This is a genomic window from Tenacibaculum salmonis, assembly GCF_041053065.1.
GTDB lineage: Bacteria > Bacteroidota > Bacteroidia > Flavobacteriales > Flavobacteriaceae > Polaribacter > Polaribacter pacificus_A.
Window position 1 is genome coordinate 752,197 of record NZ_JBFCVV010000001.1, and the last position, 20,116, is coordinate 772,312.

The 20,116-nt window shown below is 31.5% G+C and carries 7 protein-coding genes; 4 read left to right on the plus strand and 3 right to left on the minus strand.

All coding sequences use genetic code 11. The features are described from left to right. Nucleotides 1-9 precede the first annotated feature (9 nt). Nucleotides 10-1,197 (minus strand): tRNA 2-thiouridine(34) synthase MnmA, encoded by a 1,188-nt coding sequence (mnmA, locus tag AB0T67_RS03150; RefSeq protein ID WP_369219110.1) that lies wholly within the window; start codon nt 1,195-1,197, stop codon nt 10-12. A gap of 101 nt (nt 1,198-1,298) precedes the next feature. Next, nucleotides 1,299-1,937, minus strand: a complete 639-nt coding sequence (locus AB0T67_RS03155) for a toxin-antitoxin system YwqK family antitoxin (RefSeq protein WP_369219111.1) — start codon at nt 1,935-1,937, stop codon at nt 1,299-1,301. A gap of 118 nt (nt 1,938-2,055) precedes the next feature. On the opposite strand from AB0T67_RS03155, the gene AB0T67_RS03160 reads away from it, so the two are divergent. The 3 genes from AB0T67_RS03160 to AB0T67_RS03170 all read left to right on the plus strand — a co-directional run bounded on the left by AB0T67_RS03160 (nt 2,056) and on the right by AB0T67_RS03170 (nt 8,704). Continuing rightward, complete coding sequence (locus tag AB0T67_RS03160; protein WP_369219112.1) at nt 2,056-2,634, plus strand: adenylosuccinate lyase; 579 nt, start codon at nt 2,056-2,058, stop codon at nt 2,632-2,634. Nucleotides 2,635-2,771: 137 nt separating this feature from the next. Beyond that, nucleotides 2,772-7,784, plus strand: coding sequence for a cadherin-like domain-containing protein (locus tag AB0T67_RS03165; RefSeq protein ID WP_369219113.1), 5,013 nt, complete (start codon nt 2,772-2,774; stop codon nt 7,782-7,784). Continuing rightward, nucleotides 7,781-8,704: a PorP/SprF family type IX secretion system membrane protein gene (locus AB0T67_RS03170; RefSeq protein ID WP_369219114.1), complete on the plus strand. Its 924-nt coding sequence runs from the start codon at nt 7,781-7,783 to the stop codon at nt 8,702-8,704. The genes AB0T67_RS03165 and AB0T67_RS03170 overlap by 4 nt, the downstream gene beginning before the upstream one ends. A gap of 76 nt (nt 8,705-8,780) precedes the next feature. On the opposite strand, the gene AB0T67_RS03175 is transcribed toward AB0T67_RS03170, so the two are convergent. Beyond that, nucleotides 8,781-9,308 carry a YkgJ family cysteine cluster protein gene (locus AB0T67_RS03175; RefSeq protein ID WP_271231839.1) on the minus strand — a complete coding sequence of 176 codons (528 nt, stop codon included), beginning with the start codon at nt 9,306-9,308 and terminating at the stop codon, nt 8,781-8,783. Between the two features lie 594 nt (nt 9,309-9,902). Here AB0T67_RS03175 and AB0T67_RS03180 point away from each other — a divergent pair. Continuing rightward, nucleotides 9,903-19,994, plus strand: coding sequence for a T9SS type B sorting domain-containing protein (locus AB0T67_RS03180; RefSeq protein ID WP_369219115.1), 10,092 nt, complete (start codon nt 9,903-9,905; stop codon nt 19,992-19,994). Nucleotides 19,995-20,116: the final 122 nt, after the last annotated feature.

The following is a 20,116-nucleotide window of genomic DNA, read 5'->3' on the forward strand; positions in this document are numbered from 1 at the left end:
TTTTAAGTTTTAAGAAATTACTCCCGAACCTAATAATTCTTCGTTAATATACCAAGCTACAAATTGTCCTTCTTGAATTGCAGATTGTGGATTTTCAAACTCAACATATAAACCGTTATCAACTTTATGTAAGGTTGCTTTTTCTAATTTCTGACGGTAACGTATTCTTGCTTCTACTTCCATAGTTTCACCTGATTTTAAAGCCAAATCTTCACGAACTGAATGTAATTCTTCATTAGAGACAAACAATACATTTCTATATAAACCCTGATGAGTTTTACCTTCACCTGTATAAATTATGTTTTCGTTTACATCGGTTTCAATAACATATAAAGCTTCTTTAGTTCCACCAACATTTAAACCTTTACGTTGTCCTTTGGTAAAATAGTGCGCACCTTGATGCTTCCCAACTGTTTTCCCGCTTTCTTTTTTGTAAGAAAATTTTGTTGCGAAATATGCTAATTCAGCTTCTTTATTTTCAAACTCTGGAACTGTACGGTTATACTGATTAAAACTTGTTGGTACTTGAACAATAATACCATCTTTTGGTTGTAGTTTTTGCTGTAAGAAATCAGGTAAACGAACTTTTCCGATAAAACACAATCCTTGAGAATCTTTTTTATCCGCAGTAATTAAATCTGCTTTTTTTGCAATTTCTCTTACTTCTGGCTTTGTTAATTCGCCAATTGGAAACATTGCTTTTTCAAGCTGTTTTTGAGATAATTGACATAAAAAATAAGATTGATCTTTATTTAAATCTTTTCCTGCTAATAATTTATAAACCGATTTATCATCAATTACTTCTTCTGATTTTCGGCAATAATGCCCAGTTGCAACATAATCTGCACCCAAACTTAAAGCGATGTCCATAAAAACATCAAATTTAATTTCTCTATTACATAAAATATCAGGATTTGGCGTGCGTCCTTTTTCGTATTCATTAAACATATAATCAACAATACGTTCTTTGTATTGATCGCTTAAATCAACCGTTTGAAAAGGAATCCCTAATTTATCAGCAACAATCATTGCATCGTTGCTATCTTCTAACCACGGACAATCATCTGAAATTGTTACAGAATCATCATGCCAATTTTTCATAAATAAGCCGATAACTTCATATCCTTGCTCTTTTAATAAATAAGCGGTTACACTACTATCTACACCTCCCGAAAGTCCTACTACTACTCTTTTCATTTTTTACTTTTGTAAGCTACAAATTTACGAATAAGTTTCTGTTTTTAAAATGGATAATTTCAATAGCATCATCAATTAAAATGATACTTATTAAGTATTATTTATTCTTCAAAATCAGATATCTTTTTTTTCTTTTTCTTGTCTACTTTTTCTCCATCCATATAAAAATCCCACTTCCCTACTCTTTTTCCATTTTTATACATTCCTTCTTCTTTAAGAGCTCCTTTTAAATCGTAATAATTCGCTTTTCCATCTAATTTTCCGTTTACATAAAAAACTTCTTCAATTAAAATAGCCGAATCGGTAAAGGTTTTAGAAAGTCCATTTTTCTTTCCTCTCGAATAAACAACTTCTTGTGTAATATTTCCGTTAGGATAATAATCTTTAAGAACTCCGTCTAAATTTCCATCTTTATAATTTTCTTCAGAAACAGGTTTTCCGTTTGGAAAATAATATACCCATTTTCCGCTACGCTTTTTACCAATCATTTTACCTTCGCTTTTTAGCTTACCAAATTCATTATAAAACTTTACCGAAGCAGTTCCGTTTACATATGTTTTTGTACTTATTGGTGTTCCTGATGATGTAATAGAATAAAACTTAAAAACTCCTACTTCTTTTCCATTTTCAAACTGACCTGTATAACGTGTTTTTCCGTTAGCATATAACTTTTTCCAAGCGCCAATTCTGTTTCCATTCGCATCTATTTTATTTAATTCCTGAGCTTCTATAGAACTCATAAAAAAAATGGATAATAAAACTGTTATTGAAAATATCCTTTTTATATTTAACATTGATAATTCTTTTTTTGTTGATTTAATAACTTACTGAATTCAAAAATACACAAACCGTACCAATATGAGTATTGATTTTTTAGTTACTCTTTTACACAATATGGAAACGCCTACAAAAGTAAACAGAAATAACGCTTCAAATATTGTATTAGCACATCCAAAATTAATAAAAAATTTAGTTGATTTAACTTTTGATATAGATAATAAACTATCAATTAAAGCAGCATGGGTTTTGGAATGGATTTGCACACAACATAATATTGATTTTATATTACCTTATATAGATATTTTTACAGAAAAAATTTCAACAGTACATTTTGATAGCGCTATTAGACCTTGTGCTAAAATTTGTGAAAATTTAGCAATTACGTATACCTCAACATCAAAAAATAAAACAAAAGATACATTAACATCAAAAAATATTGATGCAATTATTGAAACAGGTTTTGATTGGTTAATTACTGATCAGAAAATAGCAGTACGTGCTTACAGTATGACTTTTTTATTTTTATTCGGATTAGAAAAAGATTGGGTACATACCGAATTAAAACATTTAATTACTACAAAAATAATTCATGAAAGTAAAGCTTGTAAAGCTCGAGGAAATAAAATTTTAAAATTACTAAATAATAAAAAAATGTAAATTCGTAATAATTAATATTTTTAGAATAAAAACAACCTATAATATAGCATCTTTAATACATATTTAAATTATTATTTTTTTTATGCTAAATAAATCCTTAAATTAAGGGCATCTAATTAGAATGAATTCCCCCGATTATGATAAAAAACTACTACAAAATACTATGCTTTTTTGTGCTTTTTTCTCAATTTAGTAGAGCACAGACACAACCTAATGCAGTTAACGACATTAATACAACATACATTAATAGTAATATAAGTGTAAATGTACCAGGGCTACTTTCAAACGATACAGATATCGATAATGATGTTTTAACTATTACTAATTTTTCGATAAACACGATTAATTTTTCAGCAGGTGAAACAGCTAATTTTAGTGAAGGTAATATCACCATAAATTCAGATGGTAGTTATGTTTTTATTCCAAATACTGATTACTTTGGTAATATTACTACTATTAGTTATACTATTTCTGATGGTATTTTTTCTGATACAGCAAGCCTACAAATAACTGTTGAAAATGAAACTCCGCCTATAGCTGTTAATGATGTTAACACAACTTATCTTAATACTACTTCAATTATAAATGCTCCAGGGGTACTTACTAATGATACTGATATCGACAATAATATTTTAACTGTTACTTCATTTAACATTAATAGTGTTAATTTTACAGTAGGCGAAACCGCTAATTTTAACGAAGGTAGTATTATTATAAGTGCTGATGGTAGTTATAATTTTACTCCTACTACTGATTATTTTGGTAACCTACCTATAATCACATATACTATTTCTGATGGAATTTTCTCAACCTCAGCAAGCCTACAAATAATTGTTGAAAATGAAACTCCGCCTATAGCATTTAACGACTTTCAAATTATTGATATTAACACCATATTAAATACAAATACACCAGGGTTACTAGATAACGATACTGATATTGACAATGATATTTTAACTATTACTGATTTCTCTATAAATACCACTAGTTTTACAGCAGGACAAACAGCTAATTTTGGTGAAGGAAGTATCACTATAAATGCAAATGGTAGTTATAATTTTATTCCGAATACAAATTATATCGGAGAAGTAACTCCGATTACATACACTATTTCTGATGGAATTTTCTCAACCTCAGCAACCCTACAAATAACTGTTGAAAATGAAAATGAACCAGAAGCTTTTGATGATTATGATACAGCAGATATAAATACCACTTTATCAGTAAATGCACCAGGGGTACTTATTAATGATATAGATATTGATAATAATGTATTAACTGTAACTTCTTTTAGTATTAATAACATTAATTTTACAGCAGGACAAACTGCTACTTTTAGTCAAGGAAATATTACTATAAATACAAATGGTAGTTATAATTTTATTCCGAATACAGATTATACAGGAAATGTTCAACTTATTACCTATACTATTTTTGATGGTACTTATTCAACTACTGCTGATTTATATTTAACCGTTGAAAATACAACCGATTTAATTGAAATAAGAAACTTAGAAAGTTGTAATCAAGGCTATACAGTTGATGATGAATACAAAGTAATTTACAGTATGACTATAGCTAACAGTAGTACTGCTAGAGATTATCATGCTTCAAGCCTTATTACTAATATTGATTTAACAAATGATTTACAAGCTATTTTTGGAAATGGTTGTGTTACTGAAATTAGTGATATGAACGTTACAACATCAACAACAATAGATTATATAGATAATCCGTATCCTTTAGAATTTACCACAGATATTGTAAATCCTGATTTTTTAGATTTAACCTCAAGTAATATTTTCAATAATACTACTGTTAGTAATGCAACTTTATATCCTAGACAATATATAAATATTCGTTTTTGTGTAACTATAAATCCATTTTGTAATGGTCGTCCAAATCCGACTCCTTCAGGTTCTGGAATTAATTTTGATACTGTTTTTAATGTTACCTCATCAACAGGGAACGCCACCGAAAACTTAGAGATTTCTGATTTTCATACTACAGAAGCAGTTGTTGCCGCAGCACTATTTGTCCCTGAAGAAAATCCTTTAGTAAATCCTGATGGTACATTTGATTATAATAATCGAGTAATAATCACAAACGAAGGAACAACAACAGCAACCAATGTTAATTACAACATGGGATTAGGTAGTTTTTTAGATAACGGAATTGTTTTTACTACCTTAACTGTTTCTCAAATTTCAGGTTCGTCTGTAAATATAAATACTAATTATGATGGAGATACGAACCCTTTTTTGCTAAACCCGAATAATTCTTTAGCACCAGGTGAAACCATTATTTTAGATATATTTTATTTAATTGCACCTATTTCATTTTCAAATACTAATTCTTTTAATCAATTAGAACTTTCTCAAACACAAGGTGCTTTAGATGGTTTTGATGAAACAACTACCGAAAACAAAAAACAATATTCTTTTGTTACTTGGTCTGATGGTTTAGGTAATCATTTAGATCGTTATTATAACACAGCATCAGATACAGGAACAGCCTCTTCTACTTCTCAATGTGATTGTAATAGTGCCGGTATGGGGTTTTCATTTAACTCATCTTCGTCAACAGAAAAAGTTGTTTTAAATACCAATCAAGTACCAAACGGAATTTTAGAACATCAAGAACTTACCTTTCAAATTACCATAACAAATACTAGTGAAGCTGTTCAAATTGAGCAATTACAATTACAAGATGATTTAAATGCTATTTGTAGTGGAAATATTATTACTGTCAGCACACCTGTTATTCAAAATTCTACGGCAACAATTAATCCGATATTAAACCCATTATATAATGGAGTTACTGATATTAATTTTTTCGATGGAAACTCAGGAATTTTAGAAGCTAATGAAAGCATCACTATTCAATTTTCTGTTCTTTTTAATGAAGAATGTATTGGTGATACTACAGCTGATTTTACAGCTACCGACCCGCTAAATAACAATGCAAACTCAACAAGTACAATACCTCTAAATATTTCTACGGATACAGATAACGATACTATTATTAATGAAATTGATATTGATGATGATAATGATACAATTAGAGATATTGATGAATACGGCGGTTTAAATCCTTTGGATGACCACGACAATGATTTTATACCTAATTATAAAGACACTGATTTTAGTGTAGATTCAAATAATGATGGCGTTATAGATATTTTTGATTTTGATAATGATGGAATTCCTAATCATTTTGATTTAGATAGCGACAATGATGGAATCCCTGATATTATTGAAGCTGGAAATGGACATTTAAACAATAATTCTGAATCAAAAACAGATATGGATGTTGGTATAAATGGCTTACATAATACTGTTGAAAATAATGATACTTTAACTGCCAATATCAATTATACGATTCCGAATACTGATGCTAGTGGAAATCCGAATTTTATAGATATTGATGCTGATGGAGATGGAATTGTTGACCATATTGAAGCACAAACTACCGAAGATTATATTCCTCATAATAACGACTATTTTATAACAGGTATTGATACCGCTTATCCTAATGGAATAATACCTATCGATACAGATGGAGATCTTATTCCTGATTATATCGATCTTAATTCTGATAATGATATTCGTGATGATTATATTGAAGGATGGGATTTTAATAATGATGGAACTCCTGAAACAATCGCTTTAAATATAGATACCGATAATGATGGATTAGATGATGCCTATGATAGTAATGATAATTTTGTAAATCCTAAAAATAGTCAAACTCCAACTGATTTTCCGAATATTGATAATACAGACACATCAGAAAGAGATTGGCGAGAAATAAATGCAGTTGTTGTTCTTATTAATAATGTAAGTGCTACCGAAGGAGATACTTTTACTTTTACGGTTTCATTAGTTACTAAAAATGATAATTCAATAATAACTCAAAGTGCTTCGGAAATAACAATGAATCTTTCTAGTATTGACGGAACAGACACAGCAAGTCAATACAATATTGCTGTAACACCATATGATTATAATCAAATAAATGGAGCTACTTTAAGTATTCCTGCTTTTCAAGAAACAGCTACTTTTAATACCATTTCTTTGGATGATACAATTTATGAACTTGATGAGATTTTTACCATCAACGGAACTATAACTTCTTTAAATACTGTAAATACTGAAACTTCAGGAATTGGAAATATTATAGATAATGACCTTCCGCCAACAGTTACCATGAACGATTCTATGGAAGATGAAGGAATCGATTTAGTACACACTATTAGTATTAGTCACCCTTGTTCTACTCCTATTAATATTGATATTAAAACAAATGATGATGTTGCCATAAGCCCTGATGATTATACCAGTGTTTCAACAAATTTAAGTATTGATGGAACTATTAATCCTGCGGATGCAAATACAGAAGTATCTTTTAATATCAGCACAAAAACAGATAATTTAAACGAACCTGACATCGAAAATTTAATTGTTAGCGGTGTAGTAACTAGTAATAACGTAGGTATTCAAGACTTAAATAAAACAGGTAGTATTGTTGATATTGACCCTTATCCAATAATCGAAATAGAAGATTTAACTGTTACAGAAGGGAATCCGTTTATGTTTGAAATTAAACTTTTAAATGCAAGTTTAGAACCGATGCAGAATTATGCACCTATCATTCTAAATGTAATTACTTTGGATGAAACAACGACACAATCACTAGATTATCAAACAATACCGACTATAAATACAATTCCTGCATATACTGAATCTATAACACAAATTATCCCAACAATTGATGATAATTTAAATGAAGAAGCTGAAACAATGCTACTACAAATAACTGTTGTAGATGAAAATCCGTTAATAAGATTACTTAACACAGGAACAATTAAAGATAATGATGTTCCTAATTTATTTTCGCCCAATGGCGATGGAAAAAGTGATACTTTTGAAATAGCAGGAATTGAAGATTTTCCTAATTTTAAATTAATTATTTATGATAGATGGGGAAGTGAAATATATAACTATAGTAATAATGGAAGAATAAATCCTATTTGGTGGGATGGAAATCATAATGAAAAACCTGCACCAACAGGTGTTTATTATTATACATTAGATTTTAATGACGGTAATCAAAAAGCGAAAACAAACTTTATACAACTTGTAAGATGATATCAATAAAAAAAACATTATTAACCTTATTTGTTGTTTGTTATAGTCTTTTTTGCACGGCACAACAAATTCCACATTACACGCAATATTTATACAATACACAAATTATAAATCCTGCAACTGTTGGTTTAAGGTCAGATTTGAGTATGTCATTATTAACGCGTCAACAATGGGTTGGTGTAACGGGTGCTCCTACTACCAATACATTTTCCATAAACGGACGAACAAATAATGGTTTAGGTTTTGGTGCTACAGTTATAAACGATAAAGTAGGTTTATCAAAAAGTAACAATATAAATGTAGATGCCTCATATACTTTAATAACATCAAGAGATACAAGACTTGCTTTCGGATTAAAAGCAGGTATTACATTATTTGATAACAATTTATCTCAAGGAATTACACCAGATAATGATACCTATAACAATACAAAAGGAAATTATCCTAATATTGGATTTGGTGCCTATTATTACAACAAACAATATTTTGTAGGTTTTTCAATACCATACTTATTAAAAAGTAGTCAATTTGAAATTTCAGAAACAATAACAACGCAAACAACTTCAAGTAATATGAACTATTTTATTACAGGAGGAGTTCGATTAAAATTATCAGAAAATATTTTTTTTAAACCATCAACTATGGTTAAGTATGTAAAAAACTTACCTATTTCTATAGATATTAATAGCAATTTTCTTTATAAGGAGTTTTTAGAAGCTGGAGTTTCTTATCGTTATAAAGATTCAGCAAGTGCTATGTTTGCTATTATTATTGATAAAAAATATAGAATAGGATACGCCTATGACACAAAATTATCAGCATTGAGTAATAATTTTAATACACATGAAATCGTACTTCATGTTGATTTTACATTAAAAGGAAAAGGAAGATGGCTAGAACATAATTCTTGTTATTTTTAATCTTCAAAAAAAAATCCGTTTAACTATCTTTTAAATTGATAGCTAAACGGAATTAAATATTTTATCTGAAAAAATATTATCCTAATCTTTTAATTTTTTCGTTTGACCTAACTGGCAAACGCTTTTTTAATTCTTCAACAATTCTATAAGTTGCAGGACAAATTGCAGTGTTACTAATTGTTAAATCTGAAATTTGAATAAACTTCTTTCTATTTGTATGAGGATATTCTGAACATGCCTTTGGGCGAACATCATAAATAAAACAAGAATTATCACTTTCATCTAAAAATGAACACGGAGCTGTTTTTAACACCATAAAATCATCTTCATCACGCTGTAAATATTGAGATTCAAAATCTCTTACTTTCATTTTCAAATACTTAGAGATACGCTCGGTATCTTTATCTGTAAAAATAGGACTTGTAGTTTTACAACAATTACCACAATCTAAACAATCTGTTTTTGCAAATTCCTTATCATGTAAATCTTGTACTACAACATCGAAATTTTTAGGTACTCGCTTTTTTATAGTTGCAAAATACTTCTTATTTTCCTTCTCTGCATCCTTTGCTAACTTCTCTAAGTTCTCTAAATCTTTATCCATAGTGCAAAAATAGACATATAAACAGTTAGAATGAGTTTAAATATTACCTTAATAACTAGTAATTTTTTCTTTTTAGTCACTTTTTCATCAAAAAAAAGCATCATTGTAGTTTTTTAATACGACAAAACAACATTATCATATTAATTATATGCTAATTAAATGTAATTTATATTTAATTTTTTAAAAAAAATAATTTCATCAAAAAAAATACCATAATCATATGATTACAAGAACAATACCTATTTCATCATTAAAAATAAAAAAACACACAAAACACACAAAACCCTAACAAACAGACAATTAATTAAATAAGCAGCGATTAATCATCAATAAAAAAGTAGATAAATAATGTTTTACAAAAAACATAAAAAATATCAATAATCAGCAATCTATTAGCTAAATAAATGAGATTATCTTACGGAAAACCATAAAAAAAGATAAAAAAGATTGAAAATAACTATTTTTTAACATACCTTTAATAACTTTAACAAATATTAACCCTTAATAATACTATATTAACATACTAACACTATGGTAACATAGATTAACAAGTATTAAAAAATAATCGTTTATCATCAAATTAAAATACATAATATGCTTTCCAAGAAACATCTCATTTTCCTTATTTATTCGATTTTAATAATTATTCCGCTTGTAACACAAGCACAGCAACATGACCCTATAAGTCTTAATCAAGAGGAACGGTACATACCCAAATCATGTAGTCCAATTCCTAAAGACTATAAAACAAAAGCTTATACAGAAAGAGATAAAGTTCAAGCAAAAACTTCACGTTCAAAAATAGCACAAAGAGCTGCTAATGTAGTTGCTACAGTAGAAAGCATCCATAGTGTTGCGGTAAACTGGACTACTGGAGGGTTTCAAAGTTTTTCTATTGGTACTAGTCCAGATTCTAACTCTCCTCAAAGTAGTAATATTAGATATGGTCAAGGATTAGGTAATCAACAAAAAACCACTTGGGGGTATAGTCTTAAAGAACTACAAAGAGAAGCTAGTATAGAAAACCCATATGTAGGAACCCCTAATGAAGGTAGTATTGATGTAGGTACCGATTTTTACATTCATCTTAGAGGTGAAGATAACTGGCAATTTGCACCTCCTGTAGTAATAGGCCCTTTACAATTTAACTGGGAAGAGCTTGGTCAGGCTGGTACTGCCGTTACGGTTAATATAGAAACTAATTATGGAGTAAATGGAGCAGGTAGTTTTGCACAATGGCAATCCGACAGAATGCGTCCTTTATATGATGTAGCAATACCAATTATAGAACGTATTTTTGGGGCACCACCACGTAGCCATACTTTAAATATAGTAAATGATGCTAATGCGGTAGGTACTAACACGTTTTACAACGGACCAAACCGTATTTCTTCTAGTTATAGTGAAAATGGATATGGTGATATGGACCAACCACGTTTAATGATACATGAACTTATTCATGGATGGAGAGATAACATAACTTTATCTATGAATGATGAGTGGCATTATGAACCTACTCTTAGTGGTTTTGAAGAAGGAATGGCTGAAGCCGTAGCACTTATTGTTATGGATGAAATTATAGCAAATAATCCTGGTTTTTTTAATGCAGATGATTTAAATCGTCACTGGGGGCACTCTAGAGGGATGCCTTTTGATTGGGATTATGATTTTCAAAATCACGAGCAATTAAGTACTACTGATTTCTTTTCTTCAGATATTGGTACAGGAGCACACTGGGAAAGATACGGTACTAGTTCTGGTGCATTTTATAAAATGTATATAGAAGACCCTGACTTTTTTAAGAATTTTAACACAGAATACTACAACAGATTAAATGCTGACCATGATTTAATATCAAGTAGAGCATTAATCGTAGATATTATACAAACTGTATTACCAGAAGTAGAAAGAGAAAATACTACAGACTGGATTAATGACCAATATATTTTTGACTGTGAAGTAACTCCCGGTAAAAAAATACACATGCTTAGTTTTCATGGAGCCGATGATCCAAGAAATATGGGACATGATAATAGATTGCACGTTATAGAAACTCAAAACCTACCAGATGCAAATGAATGGGGCTGGGATGTTTTTGATGTAAATGGAAACATGATAGAACGTTGGTTTCATCAGTTAAACAACTTAAATGGAACTGTTGAAATTAATAATTATGATGGTACTTTAATACAATCTATAAATGTACGAAATGATAAATCAGGAGGTGGAACATGGAGAGGACCTTACCAAGGACCAAATACAGGACCTGATTTTAATAATGGACCAGGTACTACCACAGGTATAGATGGACACCCTTTTTACACAACTAGTGCCGACTATAATAACGGTACAGGAGGTATTTATGACTCTAGTTGGTTTAGAGGTTTAACCCTACCCGACCCTAACAATCAAGTTGTATATGATTTAAGAGAAACAGGACTTTATACCTATAATATTTCTTTTACTGACCCACAAGGAGGTCCTATTACAGGAAAATATTACCGTTTACATGGTGATGATTTTATTAATAAAGATGGTATTTATGTAGGAGTTCGTAATAATGCAGACACACCTGTAACAGGAAAAATGTTTGTAGAACAAAAAGATGATGTAGTAGCACAAACTGCCGATGAAGAACCTGAAATTATTATAAATAATGGTGCTTTTCAGGCAGATAGAATTTGGGCATCTGTACCAGCTGTAGGAAATCGCCAAGCTGGTAGAGCAGACCGTAGGTACTCTAAGCCAGGTAAAGTTCATGCTATATTTGTTGATGATACAAACTTTACAAACGGACAAGACGGAACAACTCTTGTTAAAAAAATAGACTTTAGAAACATTACTTTTGGTAGTGGTTTATCTGGAGTACAAATGTTCTTATTTAATACTGATAATTTTGGTGATATAACATTTACTGATAGCATGCCAGGTGTTTTATGTGAAGGAAAAGAAGGTAACTTTAGTGTTAGCAATAACTACCCTGATATTTTAGATACTGACTCTAGAGTTACTTACAGTTGGAAACACCCTAACGGAAGTATTGTTTCTACAGATAAAGAATATACTATAACAGCTGTTGCTCCAACTGATGCTGGTACATATGAACTTACCATAGAGTTTTTTGGCTATACAATTGTTAGAACAGGAACATTAACTGTAGAAAGCTCGTTAGCCATTACACCTGCTACAACTAATCAAACTGTATGTGAAAATAACGCTATAGATTTAGATGTAGTAATTGTTGGTAATATAGATACTGCTACAGCTACATATTCTTGGACAGGACCAAATGGTTTTACTTCAACATTAAAAAACCCACAAGTTACCACAGATGCTCAAGCAGTACATGATGGAACTTATACCGTGAATATTACTGCTAAAGATTGTGATGGAATAACAGATATTAATGATACTGCCGATGTTGTAGTTACTGTTACAAACAAAACAACTCCTACTTTCACTGTAAACAATTCTTACTGTGAAAATGATACTGCTAATACTTTACCTACAACATCAGATAATAGTATTACAGGTACTTGGAATCCAACAACTATTAGTACAACTATTATTGGTGATACTAATTATGTATTTACACCAGATGCAAACCAATGTGCTAATCCATTAACTTTAACTGTTAATATTTCAGATAAAGCTACTCCGGTATTTACTTTAACTACTGCTTATTGTGAAGATGATACTGCTAATGCTTTACCTACTTCTGATAATAATAGTATTACAGGTACTTGGACACCAGCTACAATTAGTACAACTATTATTGGTGATACTGATTATACATTTACACCAGCAGGAACTGAATGTGCTGAACCATTAACAATAACGGTTACTATTACAGATAAAGCGACTCCGGTATTTACTTTAACTACTGCTTATTGTGAAGATGATACTGCTAATGCTTTACCTACTGCTGATAATAATGGTATTACAGGTACTTGGGCACCAGCTACAATTAGTACAACTACTATTGGTGATACGGATTATACATTTACGCCAGCAGGAACTGAATGTGCTGAACCATTAACGGTAACAGTTACTATTACAGATAAAGCGACTCCGGTATTTACTTTAACTACTGCTTATTGTGAAGATGCTACTGCTAATGCTTTACCTACTGCTGATAATAATGGTATTACAGGTACTTGGGCACCTACTACAATTAGTACAACTACTATTGGTAATACTGATTATACATTTACACCAGCAGGAACGGAATGTGCTGACCCATTAACAGTAACTGTTAATATTACAGATAAAGCGACTCCGGTATTTACTTTAACTACTTCTTATTGTGAAGATGATACTGCTAATGCTTTACCTACTGCTGATAATAATGGTATTACAGGTACTTGGGCTCCAGCTACAATTAGTACAACTACTATTGGTAATACTGATTACATATTTACACCAGCAGGAACAGAATGTGCTGACCCATTAACAGTAACTGTTAATATTACAAATAAAGCGACTCCAGTTTTTACTGTAAATACTTCTTATAACGAAAATGATACTCCAGATACCTTACCTACTTCTGATAATAATGGTATTACAGGTACTTGGGCTCCAGCTACAATTAGTACAACTATTATTGGTGATACTGATTATACATTTACGCCAGCAGGAACGGAATGTGCTGAACCATTAACAATAACGGTTACTATTACAGATAAAGTTACTCCAGTATTTACTTTAACTACTTCTTATTGTGAAGATGATACTGCTAATACTTTACCTACTACTGATAATAATGGTATTACAGGTACTTGGAACCCAGCTACAATTAGTACAACTACTATTGGTGATACTGATTATACATTTACACCAGCTCCAACAGAAGCTGCTGACCCATTAACGGTAACTATTACTATTACAAATAAAGCGACTCCGGTATTTACTTTAACTACTTCTTATTGTGAAGATGCTACTGCTAATGCTTTACCTACTTCTGATAATAATAGTATTACAGGTACTTGGACTCCAGCTACAATTAGTACAACTACTATTGGTAATACTGATTATATATTTACACCAGCAGGAACGGAATGTGCTGACCCATTAACCGTAACGGTTACTATTACAAATAAAGCTACTCCGGTATTTACTTTAACTACTTCTTATTGTGAAGATGCTACTGCTAATGCTTTACCTACTTCTGATAATAATGGTATTACAGGTACTTGGGCTCCAGCTACAATTAGTACAACTACTATTGGTAATACTGATTACATATTTACACCAGCAGGAACGGAATGTGCTGACCCATTAACAGTAAATATAAGTATCAGTAATAAAGCGACTCCGGTATTTGGTATAACTACTTCTTATCACGAAAATGATACTCCAGATACTTTACCTACTTCTGATAATAATGGTATTACAGGTACTTGGGCTCCAGCTACAATTAGCACAACTACTATTGGTGATACGGATTATATATTTACACCAGCAGGAACTGAATGTGCTGACCCATTAACTTTAACTGTTAATATTGTAAGTAAATCAACTCCTATATTTAGTGTAGCTACTTCTTATTGTGAAGATGATATTGCTGATACTTTACCAGCCTCTGATAATAGTGGTATTACAGGTACTTGGGCTCCAGCTACAATTAGTACAACTACTATTGGTAATACTGATTATACATTTACGCCAGCTCCAACAGAAACTGCTGACCCATTAACTATTACTGTTAATATTACAGATAAAGCTACTCCGGTATTTACTTTAACTACTTCTTATTGTGAAGATGATACTGCTAATGCTTTACCTACTTCTGATAATAATGGTATTACAGGTACTTGGGCTCCAGCTACAATTAGTACAACTACTATTGGTAATACTGATTACATATTTACACCAGCAGGAACGGAATGTGCTGACACATTAACAGTAACCGTTAATATTACAGATAAAGCTACTCCGGTATTTACTTTAACTACTTCTTATTGTGAAGATGATACTGCTAATGCTTTACCTACTGCTGATAATAATGGTATTACAGGTACTTGGGCACCTACTACAATTAGTACAACTACTATTGGTGATACTGATTATACATTTACACCAGCAGGAACGGAATGTGCTGACCCATTAACAGTAACTGTCAATATTACAGATAAAGCTACTCCGGTATTTACTTTAACTACTACTTATTGTGAAGATGATACTGCTAATGCTTTACCTACTTCTGATAATAATGGTATTACAGGTACTTGGGCTCCAACTACAATTAGTACAACTATTATTGGTAATACTGATTATGTATTTACACCAACAGGAACTGAATGTGCTGACCCATTAACTGTTTCTGTAACGGTTAATGCAACTGTAACTCCTATATTTAGTTTTACAACTACATACTGTGAAACTACTACAGCTAATGCATTACCTGCAACTTCTGATAATGGAATTGATGGTACTTGGAACGTTGCTAATATTGATACAAATACAATTGGAAATACTGATTATGTATTTACTCCTAATGTTGCAAATCAATGTGGTGAACCTACAACGGTTTCAGTAACGGTTAATGCAACTGTTACTCCTACTTTTAGTTTTGCAACTACATACTGTGAAGCTACTACAGCTAATGCATTACCTACAACTTCTGATAATGGAATTGATGGTACTTGGAATGTTTCAAGTATTGATACTAATATAACAGGAAACACTAATTATGTATTTACTCCTAATGTTGCGAATCAATGTGGTGAACCTACAACGGTTTCTGTAACGGTTAATGCAACTGTTACTCCTACATTTAGTTTTACAACTACATACTGTGAAGCTACTACAGCTGATGCATTACCGACTACTTCGGATAATGGAATTGATGGTACTTGGAATAACACTAGTATAGACACGAACATTACTGGAGCTACAAATTATATATTTACTCCTAATATTGCAAATCAATGTGGTGAACCTACAACGGTTTCAGTAACGGTTAATGCTACTGTTACTCCTGCATTTAGTTTTACAACTACATACTGTGAAACTACTACAGCTGATGCATTACCGACTACTTCGGATAATGGAATTGATGGTACTTGGAACGTTGCTAATATTGATACAAATACAATTGGAAATACTGATTATGTATTTACTCCTAATGTTGCAAATCAATGTGGTGAACCTACAACGGTTTCTGTAACGGTTAATGCAACTGTTACTCCTACTTTTAGTTTTGCAACTACATACTGTGAAGCTAATACAGCTAACACATTACCGACTACTTCTGATAATGGAATTGATGGTACTTGGAACGTTGCTAATATTGACACAAATACATTAGGTTTAAGTAACTACACATTTACTCCTAATGTTGCGAATCAATGTGGTGAACCTACAATGGTTTCTGTAACGGTTAATGCAACTGTTACTCCTACATTTAGTTTTGCAACTACATACTGTGAAGCTAATACAGCTGATGCATTACCGACTACTTCGGATAACGGAATTAATGGTACTTGGAATAACACTAGTATAGACACGAACATTACTGGAGCTACAAATTATATATTTACTCCTAATGTTGCTAGTCAGTGTGGTGAAGCTACAACGGTTTCTGTAACGGTTAATGCTACTGTTACTCCTGCATTTAGTTTTACAACTACATACTGTGAAACTACTACAGCTGATGCATTACCGACTACTTCGGATAATGGAATTGATGGTACTTGGAACGTTGCTAATATTGATACAAATACAATTGGAAATACTGATTATGTATTTACTCCTAATGTTGCAAATCAATGTGGTGAACCTACAACGGTTTCTGTAACGGTTAATGCAACTGTTACTCCTACTTTTAGTTTTGCAACTACATACTGTGAAGCTAATACAGCTAACACATTACCGACTACTTCTGATAATGGAATTGATGGTACTTGGAATGTTTCAAGTATTGATACTAATACATTAGGTTTAAGTAACTACACATTTACTCCTAATGTTGCGAATCAATGTGGTGAACCTACAATGGTTTCTGTAACGGTTAATGCAACTGTTACTCCTACATTTAGTTTTGCAACTACATACTGTGAAGCTAATACAGCTGATGCATTACCGACTACTTCGGATAACGGAATTAATGGTACTTGGAATAACACTAGTATAGACACGAACATTACTGGAGCTACAAATTATATATTTACTCCTAATGTTGCTAGTCAGTGTGGTGAACCTACAACGGTTTCTGTAACGGTTAATGCTACTGTTACTCCTGCATTTAGTTTTACAACTACATACTGTGAAACTACTACAGCTGATGCATTACCTGCAACTTCTGATAATGGAATTGATGGTACTTGGAACGTTGCTAATATTGATACAAATACAATTGGAAATACTGATTATGTATTTACTCCTAATGTTGCAAATCAATGTGGTGAACCTACAACGGTTTCTGTAACGGTTAATGCAACTGTTACTCCTACTTTTAGTTTTGCAACTACATACTGTGAAGCTACTACAGCTAACACATTACCGACTACTTCAGATAATGGAATTGATGGTACTTGGAACGTTGCTAATATTGACACAAATACATTAGGTTTAAGTAACTACACATTTACTCCTAATGTTGCGAATCAATGTGGTGAACCTACAACGGTTTCTGTAACGGTTAATGCAACTGTTACTCCTACATTTAGTTTTACAACTACATACTGTGAAGCTACTACAGTTACAACATTACCGACAACTTCGGATAATGGAATTGATGGTACTTGGAATAATACTAGTATAGATACGAACATTACTGGAGCTACAAATTATATATTTACTCCTAATGTTGCTAGTCAGTGTGGTGAACCTACAACGGTTTCAGTAACGGTTAATGCTACTGTTACTCCTGCATTTAGTTTTACAACTACATACTGTGAAACTACTACAGCTGATGCATTACCTACAACTTCTGATAATGGAATTGATGGTACTTGGAACGTTGCTAATATTGATACAAATACAATTGGAAATACTGATTATGTATTTACTCCTAATGTTGCAAATCAATGTGGTGAACCTACAACGGTTTCTGTAACGGTTAATGCAACTGTTACTCCTACTTTTAGTTTTACAACTACATACTGTGAAACTACTACAGCTGATGCATTACCTACAACTTCTGATAATGGAATTGATGGTACTTGGAACGTTGCTAATATTGACACAAATACATTAGGTTTAAGTAACTACACATTTACTCCTAATGTTGCGAATCAATGTGGTGAACCTACAACGGTTTCTGTAACGGTTAATGCAACTGTAACTCCTACTTTTAGTTTTACAACTACATACTGTGAAGGGACTACAGTTACAACATTACCGACAACTTCGGATAATGGAATTGATGGTACTTGGAATAACACTAGTATAGATACGAATATTACTGGAGCTACAAATTACACATTTACTCCTAATGTTGCGAATCAATGTGGTGAACCTATAACGGTTTCAGTAACTGTTAATGCAACTGTTACTCCTACTTTTAGTTTTACAACTACATACTGTGAAGCTACTACAGCTGACGCATTACCTATAACTTCTGATAATGGAATTGATGGTACTTGGAATAACACTAGTATAGATACGAACATAACTGGAGCTACAAATTATATATTTACTCCTAATGTTCCGAGTCAATGTGGTGAACCTATAACGGTTTCAGTAACGGTTAATGCAACTGTTACTCCTACTTTTAGTTTTGCAACTACCTATTGTGAAGGAACTACAGTTACAGCATTACCTACAACTTCTGATAATGGAATTGATGGTACTTGGGATGCTAATATTAGTACTAGTATAGTAGAAACTAAAGATTATATCTTTACTCCAAACAATGCTAGTCAATGTAGTGAACCTACAACTGTTTCAGTAACTATAGAATCTAATAATGACTTTACCTTAACTCCTATTAACGATATTGATATTTGTGAAGGAGAAAGCATTGTTATTAATACAAATGACATTACTAATGCAACTTATCAATGGTTTGACCAAAACAATGATTTAATAACAGGACAAAACACTAAAACATTGACTATTCTAAACGCTATGTCAGATATGACTGGTGAATATAAAGTTACTGTTACAGCTGTACAATGTAGTGGAGTTTTAGTATCTAAGGATACTAAAGTAAATGTTCTTGTAAAGGAAAGCTTTAAGGTTAATACACCAACTACCTTAACAACTTGTTATTCTGAAACAATTTCAATTAGTCTAAATGATGTGATAGGAGCTACATATAGCTGGACAGGACCAAATAATTTCACGTCAACAGATAGAGATATTATTATACCAACTGCTACACTTGAAATGGCTGGTGATTATAAAGTTTCAGTAACAGCTCCTAATTGTTTTGGAACTATCGTTACTAAAACAAGTAAAACAATAGTAACTGTTAATGTTTGTGAGGAAATGCCTTTATTTTTTACTCCAAATGAAGATGGTCATAATGATGTTTGGGAAATAAACAGCAACTTAATTCCATTTGAATTTGTTAATGTATATGATAGATACGGAAAGTTAATCAAACAAATTACTCCTGAAGATAATACTTGGGATGGGTATAGTAATGGTATGAAAATGCCTTCTACAGACTATTGGTATTTAGTTCAGTACACAAATAAAAAACAAGATACGGGTCACTTTAGTTTATTAAGGAAATAAAAAAAACACCTTATTAACAAATTTACTCCTCAATAATTTACACAAATTATTGGGGAGTTTTTTTATATATAAAACTCCTACTTTATTTCAGATAATTCAACTATCAAAACTGATAAATAAAT